The organism is Paenibacillus sp. FSL R7-0179 (assembly GCF_038002265.1).
Lineage (GTDB): Bacteria > Bacillota > Bacilli > Paenibacillales > Paenibacillaceae > Paenibacillus_AQ.
Map to the genome: position 1 here is coordinate 2058416 of NZ_JBBOCC010000002.1, position 16715 is coordinate 2075130.

Genomic DNA, 16715 nt, shown 5'->3' on the forward strand with positions numbered 1-16715 from the left:
GCGGAGGTGAAGGCCAACCATGCAAACCTTGTTTCGCTATAGCTGGCTGGTCCGCGAGGAATGGTATCAATGGTGCGGGCAGCTGCCGGAGGAAGAACTGGTGAAGACACGCATTGGCGGGGTGGGTGGAATCCTGCAGACACTGGTGCATATAGTGGATGTGGAATTAAGCTGGGTCCGGGAGATGGAAGGTAAGCCGGATATCCGTTTAGACTTCATGGAGTACAATACTTTGCAGAAAATCAGAGAGGTCGACGCGCGCTTCCGGCCGGAGGTAGAGTCCTTCGTAGTGGCCTGGAATGAGGGACTGGAGCAGAGGAAGCTAAGGGATGAGCGGCCGGATGGACAGGTTGCCCAGCATACCTGGGGCGAAGTAATACGCCATATTATCGCCCATGAGATCCATCATATCGGCCAGCTCTCCATCTGGTCAAGGGAGCTTGGCCGGAAGCCGGTCTCGCCTAATCTGATCGGCCGGGGGCTGGCGGAGTATCTGCCCGGCAGAGCGTAGGGTCTGTCCATCCGTATGTGCTGCCGGAAGTCTCCGCTTCCATGCAACGTATCTGATCCGCTCCCGTCCAGACCACGCTTACAGCTCCGGCGGAAACCACAGATGGCGCAGATCGACCCAGCCCTGGCTGTTGAAGGTCACTCCGCGCACGGAGGGCAGATAGGCGGTCTCGGCAGGCCGTTCGTATAGAATATGCAGCTGGTGGTCACGGGTTAGAGTCTCCTCAATCACCCGGAAGCCTTCCGCCCGGACGGCGGCGTCAGGCTCCAGCGAGATCTGGCGCAGCCTGCCCTCGATGCCCGCACGGGTGCGTGGTTCGATATGCTGCGAGAGGGTCAGGTACAGATCGTAGAGCCGGAGCTGTTCGTCCTGGTCGCGGAGAAGCGAGAAGACGATCAGGTCGGACTTCAGGCGTATCGGGCCTTTGAATTCCTCCGGCGACACGGATAACACCTTGCAGGAATATCCGTGCTGCCTTAGTCTTGCGGCGATGTATTCGGCATCCCCGGCATATTGCGGAATCGTGGCAATCTGCAAGGCTTCAGCCGGAGGCGCTGCGAAATGCCGGAAGGGCACTCTCGGAGCTTCATGCAGACAGGACAGCAGCTCGGCACGGAGAAGGGGATCGCTTAGCGGTCCCTTTTTCTTCGTGTTGCAGGTTACGAATTTACGGACATAGGACTCAGAGTGGATTCTGCTTAGAGAGTCTGCGCCCGCTGTGGACGGATTCGGAATGATATGGAAGGCAGAGCCGGTCTCTGAGGACTCCCGGTCCAGGCTCCACGGGACATAGATAATCTCCACACGGTCCAGATGGGCCCGCCCCTGGAAGTAATAAGGGAACACCTCCAGCACACAGGTGTCCTCGTTCATCTCCACGACCTTGAACGGACCGGTGCCCGCCGGCCGGCGTCCAAACAGATTCTCTCCAATGGACTCCAGATCGCGGGGCACAATCGCCGCCCGGCTGGTGCAGAGGAAGGGAAGGAAGAGTTCGTTCGGCTTCTTCAGCAGAATACGGACAGTTGAGGCATTCAAGGCCTGGACCTCCTGAATCTCCTTGACAATATAACTGTATAGCATGCGCTGCGAGGTAGACATCATCCGTTCGAACGAGTAGACAACATCCTCGGCGGTCAGTACCTTGCCATGATGGAATAAGACCTCCTTGCGCAGATGAAAAGTCCAGGCGCTCCGGCTCCCGTCTGTCTCCCAGGCATGGGCCAGGCCGGGGATCACCTTACCGCGTTCACCGCTGCGGCCGACCAGTCCGTCAAAAACATGGCTCGAGACAAACGACTCCGCCAGCAAATTCATATAGAGCGGATCGAAGGTATGGAGCTGCTGGGTGACCGGCAGCCGCAGCGTATCGATCCGCTTGTCGCTGTGCACCTCGGCATGATGCCCGAAGTAAGTCAGCAGCCAGCCTTGCAGTGTGTCCTGCAGCGATGAGGTGCGGGCATGTCCGCGGATGCCCTCCAGGGCGCTGCTGATATCCTTACTGCTTATCGCCTGCTTCATGGATTCCAGGGCAATGTCCTCGGCCGCCGCGAGGAACACCAGCTTGGAGCGCCGCCCCCGGCCCCGGCTGGGAGTCCAGGTGATCCAGCCGAGATCGGCCATTTTGCGGATCACATGCAATGCATTACGGTGGGTGCAGCCAAGGGTCAGGGCTAGCTCGTCCAGGGTGACAGAGATCTCAGACGGACCTCCATGCTGCGAATGCAGCTTCAGGAATTGACTATGCAGCTTCATGTGGGACATTCTCCTCCTGCCTCATCTATAAAATAAGAAATTAATCATAATATATTTCTCTTTTTCTTCTTATTTTATCAGCTAGAATCAGGGTATGACAGTAAAAAGATGGGGGAATTTACCATGGACGAACAAACGGTATCCAAACCGGGGCTTGGGCGTGTAGCCTTATTGGCCGCATTTCTGCTTGCAGTTGTGCATCAGTACCTCTTCTACGGCAAAATGCCGGGGATCTCATACCCGATTTTTGTGGTCTTATTTTATGCCTTTATGCTCTATTTTGCCAAGGAGCGGCTGCGCAAGCAGAACTGGTTCAGCTATGTTTGGATGGTGTCCATATTTCTGTTGTCCCTGACCTATATGCTGTTCGGTAACTGGTTTTTCTTTGCGCTTAACTTCGTTGTTATTCCGGCGCTCATTCTATTACATATGACGTATATGCTTAGTTACCGTAAGCCCGCCTGGAGCGGACTCGCACTGATCGGCGCGGCCCTTGAGCATCTGTTCCCGCAAAGTCTGCGCAACTGGGCTACGGCACTGAGGCTGCTGCGCCGGGGCAAAGGCGGGATGGCGAATGAACGCAAGCAGGTATTGATGCGGGTGCTGATCGGCCTGCTGATTTCGGTGCCGCTGCTGCTGATCGTGATCTCGCTGCTCTCTACGGCGGACGGAGTATTCAGTAAGCTGCTGGCCGCACTCCCGGGGATTTTTGACAATATATCGCTGGGGGACTGGGTCTTCCGGGGCCTGTGGGTTCTGCTGCTCGGGCTAGGCATGTTCTGCTTCGTCTGGGGGTTCGTGCAGAGTAAATCCTATATCCGCACTCCTCTGGCCAGTGAGTTTGATGCGATGGGGCAGAAGCTGGAAGCGGCTGAAGCAGTGGAGGAGGGGATCGGTCTTGATGATCCCGTCATTATCACTACCGTGCTGACCGCAATCAATGCGGTGTACATGCTGTTTGTGAGTGTCCAGTTCTCTTATCTGTTCGGGGCCTGGGACGGGATTCTGCCGGAGAACAGTACGTATGCGGACTATGCGCGGAGCGGTTTTCTGGAGCTGATCCTGGTCACATCCATTAACTTCGCAATCTTGCTGCTGTCCTTGCTGGCCGTGCGCAAAGCTGGAGGAATCCTGAAGCGGGTAATCCAGCTCCTGCTGTATATTCTGGTGTTGTGCTCCATGGTCATGCTGTATTCTGCCTACTCGCGGCTAACCTTATATGAAGAGGCATACGGTTACACCTACATCCGCTTCCTGGTGCATGCCTTCATGATCTTCCTCGGATTGCTGCTGGTGCTGGCGGCCGTTCGGATCAGCCGGGACCCCTTCCCGCTTCTAAAATGCTACATCGTACTTGGCCTGCTCTCCTATGTGCTGATGAACTATATAGGGATGGATCATATCATTGCGAAGCAGAATATCCAGCGTTATGCAGCAAGCGGCACACTGGATGCCGGTCACCTGGCCGGACTCTCCGCAGATGTGGTTCCAGAGCTGATCGAGTTCAGCAAGCAGGAGAAGGGGATTCTGGACGAGGCGCTGCGCAGCAGACTGTCTGACCGTACTCAGCCTAAGCAGAGCTGGCCATCGTTCAATCTGGCGAATCACCGGGAGCGTAAGGCGCTGGAGGATTATTTTGCGGGAGAGCTAATGCAGAAATAGCATCCTGCCTTTGACTTGTGATACAGTAATTTCAGCAGAAATGACACAAGGAGAGAATAAGCTCATGCAATCGATTATAAATCCGGAGGCGGTTCGGAGCCTTACCGGGCAGAATGGCCTTACAGCCATGTTCAGCAGTAGCGCCATTGCCCAGATGGAGCTTCGGCGTTACGGCGGAGGGGAGGCGGTCTGCTCAGTAGGAGACCGGCTGGAGCATATGTTTTTCCTGATGCAGGGCAAGCTGAAGATTCATACGCTGCTGCCTAACGGCAAGTCAATGCTGGTCCGGTTCGCCCGGCCGATGTCGGTGATCGGAGATGTGGAGCTGCTGCGCCAGTATCCGGTCAAGAATGAGGTCGTCTCTGTAGGGGACAGCCTGCTGCTTGTCGCCGGAAGGAAGCTGCTGCTCCGGGAGATTGAAGACAATACAGCGCTGCTGCGCTTCCTGGTAGGAGAGCTGAGCCACAAAATGTACACGCTCGGCCAGACCTCAGCTATGAATGTGCTTTATCCGGTAGAGAACCGGTTCGCCAGCTACCTGATGTCGCTCTTCGCAGACAACACCGGCGCTCAGCGTGTAGAAGAGATTCGCACCTCTACGCTGACAGAGACCGCCGATCTGCTAGGCACCAGTTACCGGCATCTGAACCGGGTGGTGCGCCGCCTGATTGAAGACGGAATTATTGAACGCAGGAACGGCCGCCTGATTGTGCGGGACGAGGAGCGGCTGGCAATGCTTGCGAACGGGAATTTGTACGATTGAACCGGATGATAGGAGTCATTGTGAGAACCTCCATTTCTGCCTTGGCAGGGATAGAGGTTTTTTTACCTTTGGCAGCGTATTTCAGATTTATTTAAGAATTGTGAAGTACGATACATAGAGAATACATAGTAGAGCTTACATATCGAGTGGAGGTAGTTATCATGTTGAACAGACTTAGAGGAATCCGGGCCAAAATCATGTTTGGTTTCGCCGCTGTTATTATCGTGTTCATTCTCGCAATTACCGGCAGTACTATATTTCAGGGTAAAGTGACTAGGCTTACAGAGCAGATCAACCGGAATTACAGCAAGCTCTCAATGGTACAGAAATTAACCGATGAGATCCGGACAGCGGACGGTCTGGCTGCAAGGTATGTGATGAGTAATACCACTGAGGAGAGAACAGCCAATCTGACGGCCTATGAAGCCAAAATCCCAGAGATTACAGCCGCTGTCGAGGAGCTTAAGGGAGCTGGCCTGAATGAAGCAGAGCTTGCGGGAATTCAGAAGCTGGAGGGGGAGTGGGACAATTATCTGACGGTGCTGAAGCAGGCTTTTGCCTTGGCTAAGGAAGGGAACTTCCCGCAAGCGCAAAAGTCGTTCACAAGCCTCTCCCTTACGACTATCATCGATTCACAGCTGGTGTTCGAGACGATGCTGCATGATGAAATTATGAAGGAACAGAGCCAGGCGGCAACCCACCGCAGTTCGGCTATGATTACCAGCATGGGGGTTACGGGCTTATCCGTGGTACTGGCTCTGTTGATTGCATTCGTATTGTCCGCACGGATTCTGAAGCCGGTCAAGGATGTGAACAGGCAGCTTCAGGAGATTGCAGACGGCGATGCCGATCTGACCCGTAAGCTTAGTGTGCAGACCAAGGATGAGATCGGTGAGCTGGCCCGGAATTTCAATACAATGACCGATAATCTAGGATCGATGATTACCCAGGTGAAGCTGTCTGCGAACGGTCTGGCGGCTTCTTCAGTGAAGCTGACCTCGGATAGCGGAATGACCGCCGAAACAACCGAGAAGATCGCCGGAATTATGGGTGAGGTCGCAAGCGGCGCGGGCATGCAGATGAATGACCTGCAGACGAACATGAACACCATTATTGAAATGTCGGACGGGATTCAGCAGATTGCTGCCAGTGTACAGGATATCTCGGAAGCTTCTATGCATTCTGCAGATTATGCGGTGGCCGGGGATCTGTCTCTGCAATCTGCCGTTAAGCAGATGGAATCGATTAATGAATCCATTCAGTCATTATCGCAAAAGGTTATGGGCTTCGTGAATCGTTCACAGGATATAAGCAGTATTGTAGGGGTGATCAAGGGGATTGCCTCGGAGACGAATATGCTGGCACTGAATGCAACCATTGAAGCGGCCCGGGCCGGAGAGCACGGCAGAGGATTTGCTGTCGTAGCCGATCAAGTGCGCAGACTGGCCGAACAGTCCGCAGATTCCGCCAATCAGATTGCCGAAATGGCGACTGGAATCCAGGCTGATGCTGATCATGCAGTGAAGGTGATGAAGAACAGCATGAACGAAGTAATGGGCGGAACCAAGATCATAGAAGAGGCAGGGCAGTCTTTCAATGCCATCCGCCATTCGATTGATTCACTGGCGGGACAGGTCCAGGAGGTATCCGGTGCGGTAGAAGAAATCACGGCAGCGACGGAGGAGATTGTAGATTCCATCCGCACCGTTACGCATATCTCGGAGACCACCGCGGCAAGTACACAGCAAGTATCCGCCGCATCTCAAGAGCAGATGGCTTCAGTGGAACAGATCGCCTCTTCTGCCAGTGCACTTAGCATGCTGGCGCAAGGGCTGCAAGGTTTGGTAGCACGTTTTAATGTATAATTAGACGAAGCCCCTACCCTGAACGAGAAGGAGGGGCTTCGTCTTGCTTTTTCGCTACTTTTTCATATATTCCCGGTACAGCTCTTCAAAAGTATCGTAACGCTGAAGCTGCCGTCCGGTCCGGTGATATTCCTCCAGATAGTCGTCCATTGCCAGGAGGAACCGGTCCTTGAACAGGTCCAGATAGTCCACATCAAAATACTGCATAAGATTGAACTTCCGCGTTCCCCGCGACTCGGTCATCTCATCAAGCAGACCCTGCGCTCCCATAGCGGCGTAAAAGGCGTAAGAGGCATCCTTACTTTCAACGCTGGAAATCACCTTGTTACGGTAGTTGCACCATAATTCCTCATAGGTGCCCTTCAGATTATCATAGGTGGGCACAGGCTGTTCCACATATTGCTGATGCAGCGCTTTGTGAAGCTCAAGGATGCTATTCAGCAGGAAACGGGAAGTGTTTCTGATCTCATCCACATTTTTTGCTCGGATCACATTCCAGTAGTTCGTCTCGAAATCCCCCGGAAGATGCCGGAAGGACTTCACCTCCTCCAGATAACGCTTCAGCCCTCTCTGAAAATACGTATTATTCATTTGAGACAAAGCGTTCACCAGATTATACACCATTTCGGCTGATGCCAGCCTGACTGCCCCGATCTCCTCATGAAGATATGCATTCGCATACTCCTGCTTCGCCAGATCAATCCACTTCTTGGCCCGCTCCAGGCATTCGCTTCCAATGGGCTTCGCCAGTGCATCCTGCGCCCGCTGCTGATAGGCTCTCAGCTTGTCCATATATTCCGGCTTCGCGCAGTAGAGCACCAGCAGATCGGTCAGACTGGAGATCATCGGACTCTCAAGCGCCGCCTGATCTTCAATCCGGGTCTCCCAAGGCGTGCAGTAGATATCATATCCGACATCCCCGAGAATGAAGCAGGATGAGATGTCCCACCCTTCATTGTTGTTATTGATGATGATCAGATCGAGATCGCTTTTGTCATGGAAATCCCCGGTTCTGAAAGAGCCTGTAAGTCCGATCACCGCAATATCCTCCGGAAAATCCCGTTTGGCCCGCTCGATCACCATGCTGATCAATTTTTCATTTTTGGATAATAGTTCTTGCCTGGTACTTTCGTTCATAGCTGATTCCTCCTGCGTTGTGGCTTGTTGTTGTATTCATTGTAAAAGGATCTGGAGTCCCCGGGTATACCGACTTCGGTTAGGATCATTCTCTCCCTGATGCAAAATCGACAAGCAATACAGGTTAGCGATACAATAGAAGCTAAATCATGAAGACCGAGGCAGAAATAAAGGAGGCATACCCATGACGAATCGGGTAGTAAGCAATATTACAGAGCTGATCGGCGGCACGCCGGTTGTGCGCTTGAACCGGGTAACGGGATCTGCGGATTCGGAGCTGTATGTGAAGCTGGAGATGTTCAATCCCAGCGGCAGCGTCAAGGACCGGGCGGCCTATAATCTGATTCTCCAGGCGGAGCTGGACGGGCGGCTGCAGCCGGGCGGGACGATTATTGAGCCGACCAGCGGAAATACCGGAATTGGACTGGCGATGAACGCGGCAGCGAAGGGATATAAGGCTATCCTGATCATGCCGGATAATATGACGAAGGAACGGATCAATATCCTGAAGGCTTATGGGGCGGAAGTGGTGCTGACTCCGGCGGCGGAGCGGATGCCGGGCGCAATTGCTAAGGCGGTGGAGCTGGGACGGGAGATCCCCGGCAGCTTCATTCCGCAGCAGTTCGAGAATCAGGCGAACCCCGATATTCACCGCACCACCACCGCGCCGGAAATTCTGGAGCAGATGGAAGGGCGGCTGGATGTCTTCGTTGCCACTTCCGGGACGGGCGGCACTATTACCGGAACCGGAGAGGCGCTGCGCGCACGACTGCCGGAGCTGCGCGTGGTTGTCGTGGAGCCGCAGGGTTCGCCGGTGCTGTCCGGCGGCCAGCCCGGGCCGCATAAGCTGGTGGGGACCAGCCCCGGCTTCGTGCCGGCGATTCTGAATACCGGCATCTACGATGAGATTGTGCAGGTATCCGATGAGGATGCCTTGGAGATGGTAAGAGAACTGGCCCGTACTGAGGGGATTCTGATCGGACCTTCCGGCGGGGCCGCAGTCTGGACTGCCTTGCAGGAGGCACGGCGCCTGGGACGGGGCAAGCGGGTGTTATGTATCGCGCCGGATACCGGGGAACGTTACCTCAGCATGGGGATTTTCGACTAAATCATATTGGAGGACCGCTATGAATCAAGCGAAGGACAGTTTCCGGCATGGGGTAAGAGCGGCCGGAAGTCTTATTCTTACAGCAGCCATAGTCATTAGCCTGACCGGGTGTGCCCGGACGAACAGCAAGGACGCTGCCAGCAGTGCAGCAGCTTCGGCCGGGCCGTCTGCCGGCAGCCCATCGCCAGCCGCTCAGCCGACGGATAGCCCGCCAAGCGCGGTACCGTCAGCATCACCGTCAGCTACAGCCTCTCCGGCCCCGGCAGCCTTCCTCGACCCTGCCAAGCTGCAGCCGGTCTTCGGATTCGCGAGTGAGACCGGGAGTCATATTATCGTCACCAGGGAAGAGGAGGGGGCCGGGGAGCAGATGAAGTCCCTGAATACTGCCATCGGGAACGGGGGCCAGGTGCTGGCTGTGAAGCTGGAGAAATGGCAGACGGGCAACGAGAATAACAACGGCCGGGAGCTGGCGAATAATATCCCGAATATGTCCGGTTATCTGTTCAAGGTAGAGGGTGACGCAGCGAAGCGGGATGAGACCTATGTTCTGGTTGATTCTGCGGTCTTTCCGCAGGCAGCCTTGCTGGAGCTTCAGCCCGCTGATCCGGCAGGCCCGCAGCTTGCAGCGGATGATCCGCTTCGCAAGAGTATAGCAGCCGCCAAAGGACGGAAGATCCAATCCGCCTGGAAGCTGGCCGGGCTGGGCCCGGACAGACAGCTCTATCTGGTGCAGTTCGTAAGACAAGATAAGGATATGCTGTTTAGCCTTGTGTTGGAGGAGGACGGGAAGCTCAGCTTCAAGGACTATCCTGCTAAGATTACGGATAATGAATATTCAGTCTGGCGTGTCGATGACGGCGGTGAGGTGAACCCGCAGATGTTCTCTCTGCTGCTGGCAGCACATTCGGCAGACGGCCTGCTGCTTGGACTGAACTGGTGGGGAGCGGAAGGTGTGAACAGCTTTTTCCTGAAGCAGGAAGGCAATGGCTTCACAGAGCTTGCGATCGAATATGGCCGCTATACCTCTCCCTTGTAAGCAGAGGGAACGGACAGCAAGGCTCCCCGTCACTTTTGAGTGACGGAGGAGCCTTGTCTGCCTGTCATATAGATCGTCAGGATCGGACGGATCAGCAAATATCCCACCATCCCGCCGAATGTATTCAGAAGAAGGTCATCCACATCAAATGTTCCGATATAGAAGACGGCTTGCGAGCACTCCAGCACCGCGCTTAACGCGAAGGACCACAGCAGGACACCGGTGAAGGAGCCGCCGCCTTTTCCATTCGGGTTGAGCAGCACCAGGAAGATGCCATAAGGAATGAATAAGGCGATATTCCCCAGGAAATTAACGACGGTGCTTGTGCTGATATGGTGATAGGTATTGGTTAAGGTGGCCAGCGGGACCAAATTTCCTCTTTGCAGACTGGCGGCAATATGGCCCGGGCTGTTCTGGAGCTGCTGCCATAGAAACGGGAGATCGACCGAACCGAATTTGAACAAAATGATTTTGAACAGAGTATACACGTAGACGGTAAACAGTACCTGCAAACCGTACTTTGTCTGCTTGTGTGCCTTATTCATTTTTACATCACCGCTTTCTCTAGATTCTACTGTTATATGGGTTAGTCATTAAGGATAGACCGTCATAATCACACCGTTCATATTGTCCCCGGAGAACTCAATATGCTGAGCGGCAGGGGTGGGAACAGGAGTGTTTCCGGTAACTTCGATATAGGAAATTTGATATTCAATCCCGTTAACGGTAGTGGCAATCGACTTCTGCTCTTTCAGGAATTCAAGATATTCTTCCAGCGTGAAGTTCTTGTCGTGCATAATCACACTGTGCGGAAGCCCTACATACCGGAAATGCCAGGGCTCATACTTGATGCCTGTGATATCTGTTTTATTCTCAGGATAGCGCAGAATGAAGCCGTAATCCCATGCATGCTCCCGCAGCCATTGTCCTTCAGGGGCATGGCTCATGGCCATTTGGGAGGAGCCGATGTCAAGCGACAAGCCCAGGTTATGCTCGCTGTATCCGGGCGGAAGAGCGTAATCTGCTCCTTTTTCCTCATATAACTGCTTCTGCTTCTCATTGTCCCGGTAACCGCTGCTGATCATGAAGCTGTTGATGTCATCTCCGGCTGCGGCATGTACCATCTTGGTGAATTTCTCTGCCACTTGCTTAGAGAGCAGCGTTTTGTGATCCAGCAGCAGGTAGCCGGAGGTCAGATCCTCATAATCGTTTAGTCTTACAATATCCGCGCTGACCCCCGTGGGCTGAACGGGGTATTCCTTGTTGACCAGCAGCAGGTTCCCCTGATAGATCTGGCCCTTCGGGATCACGGTCAGAGTCTTCGAGCCATTATCATTATCTGCCGAGACTCGTATTGTCTTAATATTCAGGTCTGCCGTGGCATCCTCTTTGTCCCTGGACATCCACTCATAACCGATCAGCAGGGCAATCACAATTACCACTAACCATTTCTTCATGTTCTCGTCCTCCTTGTTTCAATGACTTAAGCATAGAGGAGCGTGTTTAAATAGAAGTGGGGGAAAGATAAAGTTTTTCTTAAAATGTAAATGCAAAAAACCGTCCTTCTAAAAGGACGGCCACACTGCTGTTATAGACGGAGCAGACTATTGGATTACTCCCGGCAAACGGACCTCGAAGAGCGTGCGGATGGTGTCGCTCTGCACGGAGATCGTCCCCTGATGCTGCTCGACGATATTTTTGGCAATGAACAGGCCCAGACCGGTGCTGCTCTCCTGATGGGTCCGCGCCCGGTCGCCCGTATAGAACATATCGAACAGAAAAGGCAGATCCTCCGCCGGGATCATATCCCCGTAATTCGTAACCTGGACAACGATCGTCTCTCCCTCCGGGTAGCAGCGGATATCGACATAACGGCCGTCTTTGCCGTAACGCACTGCATTGGTCAGCAGGTTCTCGAACACCCGGGCCAGCAGCTCCCCGTCTCCGGTGATTCTGAGCTGTGGAGTGACCTCTATGCGGGCTGTCAGCCCGTTGTTCTCCAGCAGAGGATACAATTCCTCGTTCAGCTGGACAAGCAGCTCGCTCAGATCCAGGGGGCGCTGCTCCACGGTAAGCATGCCGTAGTTCATCCGGGTAATCTCGAACAGCTCGTCGATCAGCTTTTCCAGCCGCTGTGATTTGGTGTAGGCAATCGTGGTGTAATGTCTGGCTTGTTCGGCCGTTAACTCCCCGTCCTTCAGCACCAGATCCAGATAGCCGAGTACAGAGGTCAGCGGAGTCCGCAGATCATGAGCCAGATTCAGCACCAGCTTGTCCTTGCTGTTCTCCGCGAAGTCCCCGCGCTCCACCGCTTCTTCGAGTTTGTCTTTGGCCTGGTTAAGGTCAGCGGCGATATCCTCGAACTCATCGTTAGAATGGATCTGAATCCGGCTTTTGAAATCCCCGTTAGCCAGCAGGCGGATATGATGCGAGATTTCTTTGAAATAGCGGGCATACGGCTTGGTGAACAGGAAGAAGAACAGCAGCGCCAGCGGGATGAAGAAGATCAGGAAGAAATTCAGGTCGCCGAAATCGGCAATCAGGTAACGGAAGCGGGTCAGCTTGTCTTCATACTTCACCTGAGAGGTATAATACATTTGCAGGCTTTTGTAGAGTACAAAGGTAATAACGCCGGAGCAGAGCATGCTGAGTACCAGCAGGGATATCATTTTGAAGCGGAAGCTGCGGACCAGATTAGCCATTGAACGTGTACCCAACTCCCCAGATCGTTTTGATCCATGTATTTTTACTCTGGTCATCGCCCAGCTTTTTGCGCAGGGTGCGGATATGGACCATCACGGTATTCCCGCCTTCATAATAAGCCTCACCCCAGATTTGCTGAAAAAGCTGCTCAGCGCTGAATACTTTCTTCGGGTAGCTGGCGAGTAAGTACAGGATATCGAATTCCTTCGGCGTCAGCTCCACGGGTTGTCCGTACAAGGTCACGGAACGGCGGTCCGGATCGACGATCAGCCCACCCGCTTCCACTACGGCCTTTTGCTCGGTAACCGGCTGGTTCAGCTTCATCGAACGTCTGAGCTGCGCATTCACTCTGGCGACCAGCTCCATGGGATTGAAGGGCTTGGTCATATAATCGTCGGCGCCGATGACAAGCCCGGTGATTTTATCCAGATCCGAAGTCTTCGCGCTCACAAAAATAATCGGCAGCCCATGCTGCTCCCGGATCTGCCGGGTCACCTCATACCCGTCCAGCCCGGGCATCATAATATCCAGAACCGCCAGGTCGATATGCCTGGACTGGATGACCTGTACCGCCGCCGGGCCGTTTGTAACCTTTATGGGATGATAGCCTTCTTTTTCCAAATGCAGTCCGATCAGATCGGCAATCTCGGGATCATCGTCGGCGATGAGAATCGTAATCCGTTTCATTTCATTATCTCTCCTATAGTGTCAGCATGATTGTTTACTTAATTGGATATCACTCCTAGTGTAACCTATCGGATTTGGTTTCGCTAACTGTTATGATAGGAAGATGGGAGCTATGGAGGGAAAGATTTAACTTTTAAATACTTAATTCTGTAACATATATGGACGGGCATAGCCCTAAAGAGTCATGCCGGGGATCACCCGCAGATGGTAAAATAACGAACAGAAATTAGGGAGGGAACCGTGACGTATACCCGAATTAAAGTGCTTATTCTGCTGATTCCCACGGTTATGGTCGGGATCTGGGAGTGGGTGAGACATCAGTTCCTGATGTCATACATCTCTATGGACACAGGCAACTTCTTAACACCTGTATTGGTATTTCTCTTCAGTATTATTCTGCTGCTGCCGCTCTTTCGCCTCATGGAGCGTAATCAGCGGGAGCTGGAGCAGGAGCGGGCGGCCACCGGAGCGATGGAAGCACGGGAGGCGCTGGCCAAAGAGCTGCATGACGGCATGGCCCAGTCCCTGTTCCTGCTCTCTGTACGGATCGACCGGCTGGAGCATAGCCGCAAGGACGGCGGAATCAGCGCGGACAGTGTGGATCAGATCAAGAAGACCGTTCACGAGGTTAACCGTTACGTACGTCAGGCTATTGCGAATCTGAAGGTGCCGGTGAGCGGTGCGGAGAGCTTCACGCTGGAGCGTTCTATCCATGAGCAGCTGGCGGCCATAGCCGGAGAAGTCATGATCGAGGTGTCGCTGGATTGGCATCTGGAAGAGCAGGCGCTGACACCGGCCGAACAGGCAGAGCTGTTGTCCTGCATTCGTGAAGCGATTATCAACGTGCGCAAGCACACACGCGCGGGCAAGGTATCCGTATCGGGGCAAGGCAATGAGCATGGCTGGCGTGTAACCGTTGCAGATGACGGCGCTGGGATTGAGCATGATGATCCTTTTGCGGTGAAAGGCAGCTATGGCCTGCAGATTATGAGGGAACGGTCCCGCAGCATGGGCTGGAGGTTGGACGTACAATCGGGGGCAGCCGGAACCACTGTAGAAATTGTGAAGGGGGCGGTGCAGGATGGAACGCTGCCGGGTACTTATCGTCGATGACCATGCACATGCCCGCGAGGCAATGAGCGAAATACTGGCGCTGGATGAAAGGTTTGAAGTGATCGGTGCGGTGGCCAGCGGAGCAGAAGCCATTGTCTGGACCGGGCAATGGATGCCCGACCTGATCCTGATCGACATCGAGATGCCGGGAATGGATGGTCTGGAGACGACGCGGCGCATTAAGCTGGAATATCCGTATGTCCGGATTGTCATCGTCACCGTGTCGGATGAGATCTCTTATCTGTTCGAAGCGCTTAAGCAGGGAGCACAGGGGTACCTCCTGAAGAACCTGGCCCCGTCCACCTGGATCGAATATCTGCTGGCGATTGTAAGCGAAGAGGTGCCGCTGAGCCGGGAGCTGGCGTTCCAGATTCTGAAGGAGTTCGCCGTTACCTCTGTCAAGGAGGAGCGGGAGGCATTAACGGCGCGGGAGAAGGAGATACTGGGCTGTGTATCCTCCGGTTCCACCAATAAGGAGATTGCCGCAACCCTCGGAATCTCCGAGCATACCGTTAAGAATCACCTGAAGAACATCCTGCAGAAGCTTCAGCTTCAGAACCGCACGCAGCTCACCAGGTATGCCCTGGAGCAGGGGCTGGCTTCGAGGGAGCGGGATTTTCCGGGGAAGAGATAGACCTACACAAGAGAGAAGGGGAGATTTCATTGAATAGAATGTTTCGCAAAATAGCAGCACTGGCCGCACCGGCAGCCGCCGCATTATTGTTGTTCGCAGCCGTGGCGAGCGCCCACGTAACCGTAAGTCCAGCGGAGTCCAGCACGGGGGCCTGGGAGACGTATACCCTGAAGGTGCCGTCTGAGAAAGAAAGCGCCACCGTCCAGGTGGATCTGCGGATTCCGGCAGGCGCGGAATTTAAGCAATACGAAGCCACTCCCGGCTGGGAGGTAACGGTGGAGGGGAATAAAGTGAGCTGGATCGCTAAGGACGGCGGCATACAGGCCGGACAGTTCCAGCGCTTCTACTTCACAGCCAAGAACCCGGACTCCGCAGGCGATATCGCCTGGGATGCCTATCAGCACTATGCCGACGGCAGCCTCGTGCAATGGTCCGGCGAACCCGGCTCCGACTCGCCGCATTCCATCACCGCCATCGCTGAAGCCTCCGGCAGCGCCGATGGCGGTCACGGCCACGGTGCCGCAGACATGTCGGGCAGCGGCACCATGACCATGGACGAGCACCAGGCCATTGTGGAGAAGGAAGGCGCCAGCACCGGCACCTCGCCGATGCTCTACATTACCCTCGGCATCTCCCTGGTCTCCTTCCTGCTGGCAGCGATAGCTTTGCTTCGGGGCAAGCAGGAGTAGGCTGGAGTGACTTGTATGGAGAGAACCCCGCAGCAGATGTGATTTCTGCTGCGGGGTTGTTTGTTTTTGGTATGTGGTGCGGTGCAGGTCCCGAGTCTTGTCTGCTGCAGAGGGGCTAACTATATACCAATTCCAGCAACTTTTATTATAATTACATATACTGGGGTCTAAGACTTAAGAAGAGAGGATATATTTCAAGTCAGTTATTTCGAAGGGAAATATACTCTTGATGTTGGTTGGTATAGAAATGAGTTCGCGGTATATGTAATTAGAGCCTTCGATTGGGAGAATCCATTGTTAGAAAAGCGTTGTACAGAAGTGGATATGCTACATGGGCTGGTTCAGGAATGCTCTGTGTACGTTGGGGATATTCTAAGCCGCTAAATCTGTTATGTTATTACTTACAATTCTTCAATAAAAGGAGGCCCCCAAAATGTCCCTATCCCGACAACAACTAATCGCTCTCGTAACCAAAATCGTGAACGCCGAAGGAACAGAGGCGGAGCTGGATGAGTGGCTGGAGATCGTAGCGGGCAATGTGCCTCATCCCGGTGTGAGTGACCTGATCTTCTGGAATGAGCCGGAGCTGACGCCGGAGGAGATTGTTGATGCTGCGCTCGGTTATCAGCCGATTGTGCTGCCGCCTCCAATAGAGAACTAGCCTGCTGCGTTGGAGAAGGTGTGTTGGACCAAATGCATGTGAAAAACAGCATACGTTGTGCTCGCAAGCAGGCACACGGCCTGAATGTATGTGGAAAACAGTATACATTATGCTCGCAAGCAAGCAACGGCCTGAATGTATGTGAAAAACAGCATACGTTGTACTCGCAAGCAGGCACACGGCCTGAATGTATGTGAAAAACAGTATACAATGTGCTCACAAGCAGGCACACGGCCTGAATGTATGTGAAAAACAGTATACAATGTGCTCACAAGCAGGCACACGGCCTGAATGTATGTGAAAAACAGTATACAATGTGCTCACAAGCAGGCACACGGCCTGAATGATGTGAAAAACAACATACATTGTGTTCGCGCAAGGTGATTTTTTT

16 protein-coding genes are annotated in these 16715 nt (G+C 53.8%); 10 read left to right on the plus strand and 6 right to left on the minus strand.

Annotated elements, in window-relative coordinates:
* The first annotated feature begins 19 nt into the window (after positions 1-19).
* Positions 20-511: a DinB family protein gene (locus tag MKX63_RS25250; RefSeq protein WP_341021008.1), complete on the plus strand. Its 492-nt coding sequence runs from the start codon at positions 20-22 to the stop codon at positions 509-511.
* Positions 512-589: 78 nt separating this feature from the next.
* On the opposite strand, the gene MKX63_RS25255 is transcribed toward MKX63_RS25250, so the two are convergent.
* Positions 590-2266, minus strand: coding sequence for an ABC transporter substrate-binding protein (locus tag MKX63_RS25255; protein ID WP_341021009.1), 1677 nt, complete (start codon positions 2264-2266; stop codon positions 590-592).
* A gap of 123 nt (positions 2267-2389) precedes the next feature.
* Here MKX63_RS25255 and MKX63_RS25260 point away from each other — a divergent pair, with 123 nt between their 5' ends.
* The 3 genes from MKX63_RS25260 to MKX63_RS25270 all read left to right on the plus strand — a co-directional run bounded on the left by MKX63_RS25260 (position 2390) and on the right by MKX63_RS25270 (position 6556).
* Positions 2390-3928 (plus strand): DUF4153 domain-containing protein, encoded by a 1539-nt coding sequence (locus tag MKX63_RS25260; RefSeq protein ID WP_341021010.1) that lies wholly within the window; start codon positions 2390-2392, stop codon positions 3926-3928.
* A 64-nt stretch (positions 3929-3992) separates the two neighbouring features.
* Positions 3993-4691 (plus strand): Crp/Fnr family transcriptional regulator, encoded by a 699-nt coding sequence (locus tag MKX63_RS25265; RefSeq protein ID WP_341021011.1) that lies wholly within the window; start codon positions 3993-3995, stop codon positions 4689-4691.
* 161 nt (positions 4692-4852) lie between these two features.
* A complete protein-coding gene (locus tag MKX63_RS25270) occupies positions 4853-6556 on the plus strand; it encodes a methyl-accepting chemotaxis protein (protein WP_341021016.1) in 1704 nt (567 codons plus the stop codon).
* A gap of 54 nt (positions 6557-6610) precedes the next feature.
* Here the strand turns inward: MKX63_RS25270 and MKX63_RS25275 are convergent, their stop codons facing one another.
* The gene (locus MKX63_RS25275) at positions 6611-7693 is read right to left on the minus strand and encodes a nucleotidyltransferase domain-containing protein (RefSeq protein WP_341021020.1); all 1083 of its coding nucleotides are present in this window, start codon (positions 7691-7693) and stop codon (positions 6611-6613) included.
* Between the two features lie 184 nt (positions 7694-7877).
* On the opposite strand from MKX63_RS25275, the gene cysK reads away from it, so the two are divergent.
* Positions 7878-8801, plus strand: a complete 924-nt coding sequence (gene cysK / locus MKX63_RS25280) for a cysteine synthase A (protein WP_341021022.1) — start codon at positions 7878-7880, stop codon at positions 8799-8801.
* Between the two features lie 19 nt (positions 8802-8820).
* The gene (locus tag MKX63_RS25285) at positions 8821-9837 is read left to right on the plus strand and encodes a hypothetical protein (RefSeq protein WP_341021023.1); all 1017 of its coding nucleotides are present in this window, start codon (positions 8821-8823) and stop codon (positions 9835-9837) included.
* A gap of 29 nt (positions 9838-9866) precedes the next feature.
* Here MKX63_RS25285 and MKX63_RS25290 read toward each other — a convergent pair whose 3' ends face one another.
* The 4 genes from MKX63_RS25290 to MKX63_RS25305 form a co-directional block, all read right to left on the minus strand.
* Positions 9867-10382 (minus strand): VanZ family protein, encoded by a 516-nt coding sequence (locus MKX63_RS25290; RefSeq protein WP_341021024.1) that lies wholly within the window; start codon positions 10380-10382, stop codon positions 9867-9869.
* Between the two features lie 48 nt (positions 10383-10430).
* Entirely contained in the window at positions 10431-11294 is an 864-nt protein-coding gene (locus MKX63_RS25295; RefSeq protein ID WP_341021026.1) for a M15 family metallopeptidase, read from the minus strand.
* Positions 11295-11441: 147 nt separating this feature from the next.
* Entirely contained in the window at positions 11442-12539 is a 1098-nt protein-coding gene (locus MKX63_RS25300) for a sensor histidine kinase (RefSeq protein ID WP_341021027.1), read from the minus strand.
* Positions 12532-13227, minus strand: coding sequence for a response regulator transcription factor (locus MKX63_RS25305; RefSeq protein ID WP_341021029.1), 696 nt, complete (start codon positions 13225-13227; stop codon positions 12532-12534). Before MKX63_RS25305 ends, MKX63_RS25300 begins: the two co-directional genes overlap by 8 nt.
* A 240-nt stretch (positions 13228-13467) precedes the next feature.
* Between MKX63_RS25305 and MKX63_RS25310 the strand changes: the two genes are divergently transcribed.
* From MKX63_RS25310 to MKX63_RS25325, 4 genes are all read left to right on the plus strand, one after another.
* Positions 13468-14340, plus strand: a complete 873-nt coding sequence (locus MKX63_RS25310; protein ID WP_341021030.1) for a sensor histidine kinase — start codon at positions 13468-13470, stop codon at positions 14338-14340.
* Complete coding sequence (locus MKX63_RS25315) at positions 14309-14974, plus strand: response regulator transcription factor (protein ID WP_340941487.1); 666 nt, start codon at positions 14309-14311, stop codon at positions 14972-14974. Before MKX63_RS25310 ends, MKX63_RS25315 begins: the two co-directional genes overlap by 32 nt.
* A gap of 38 nt (positions 14975-15012) precedes the next feature.
* Positions 15013-15663, plus strand: a complete 651-nt coding sequence (locus MKX63_RS25320) for a DUF1775 domain-containing protein (RefSeq protein WP_341023272.1) — start codon at positions 15013-15015, stop codon at positions 15661-15663.
* Positions 15664-16096: 433 nt separating this feature from the next.
* On the plus strand, positions 16097-16324 hold the full coding sequence (locus MKX63_RS25325) for a hypothetical protein (protein WP_341021032.1): 228 nt from the start codon (positions 16097-16099) through the stop codon (positions 16322-16324).
* The last annotated feature ends 391 nt before the right edge of the window (positions 16325-16715 follow it).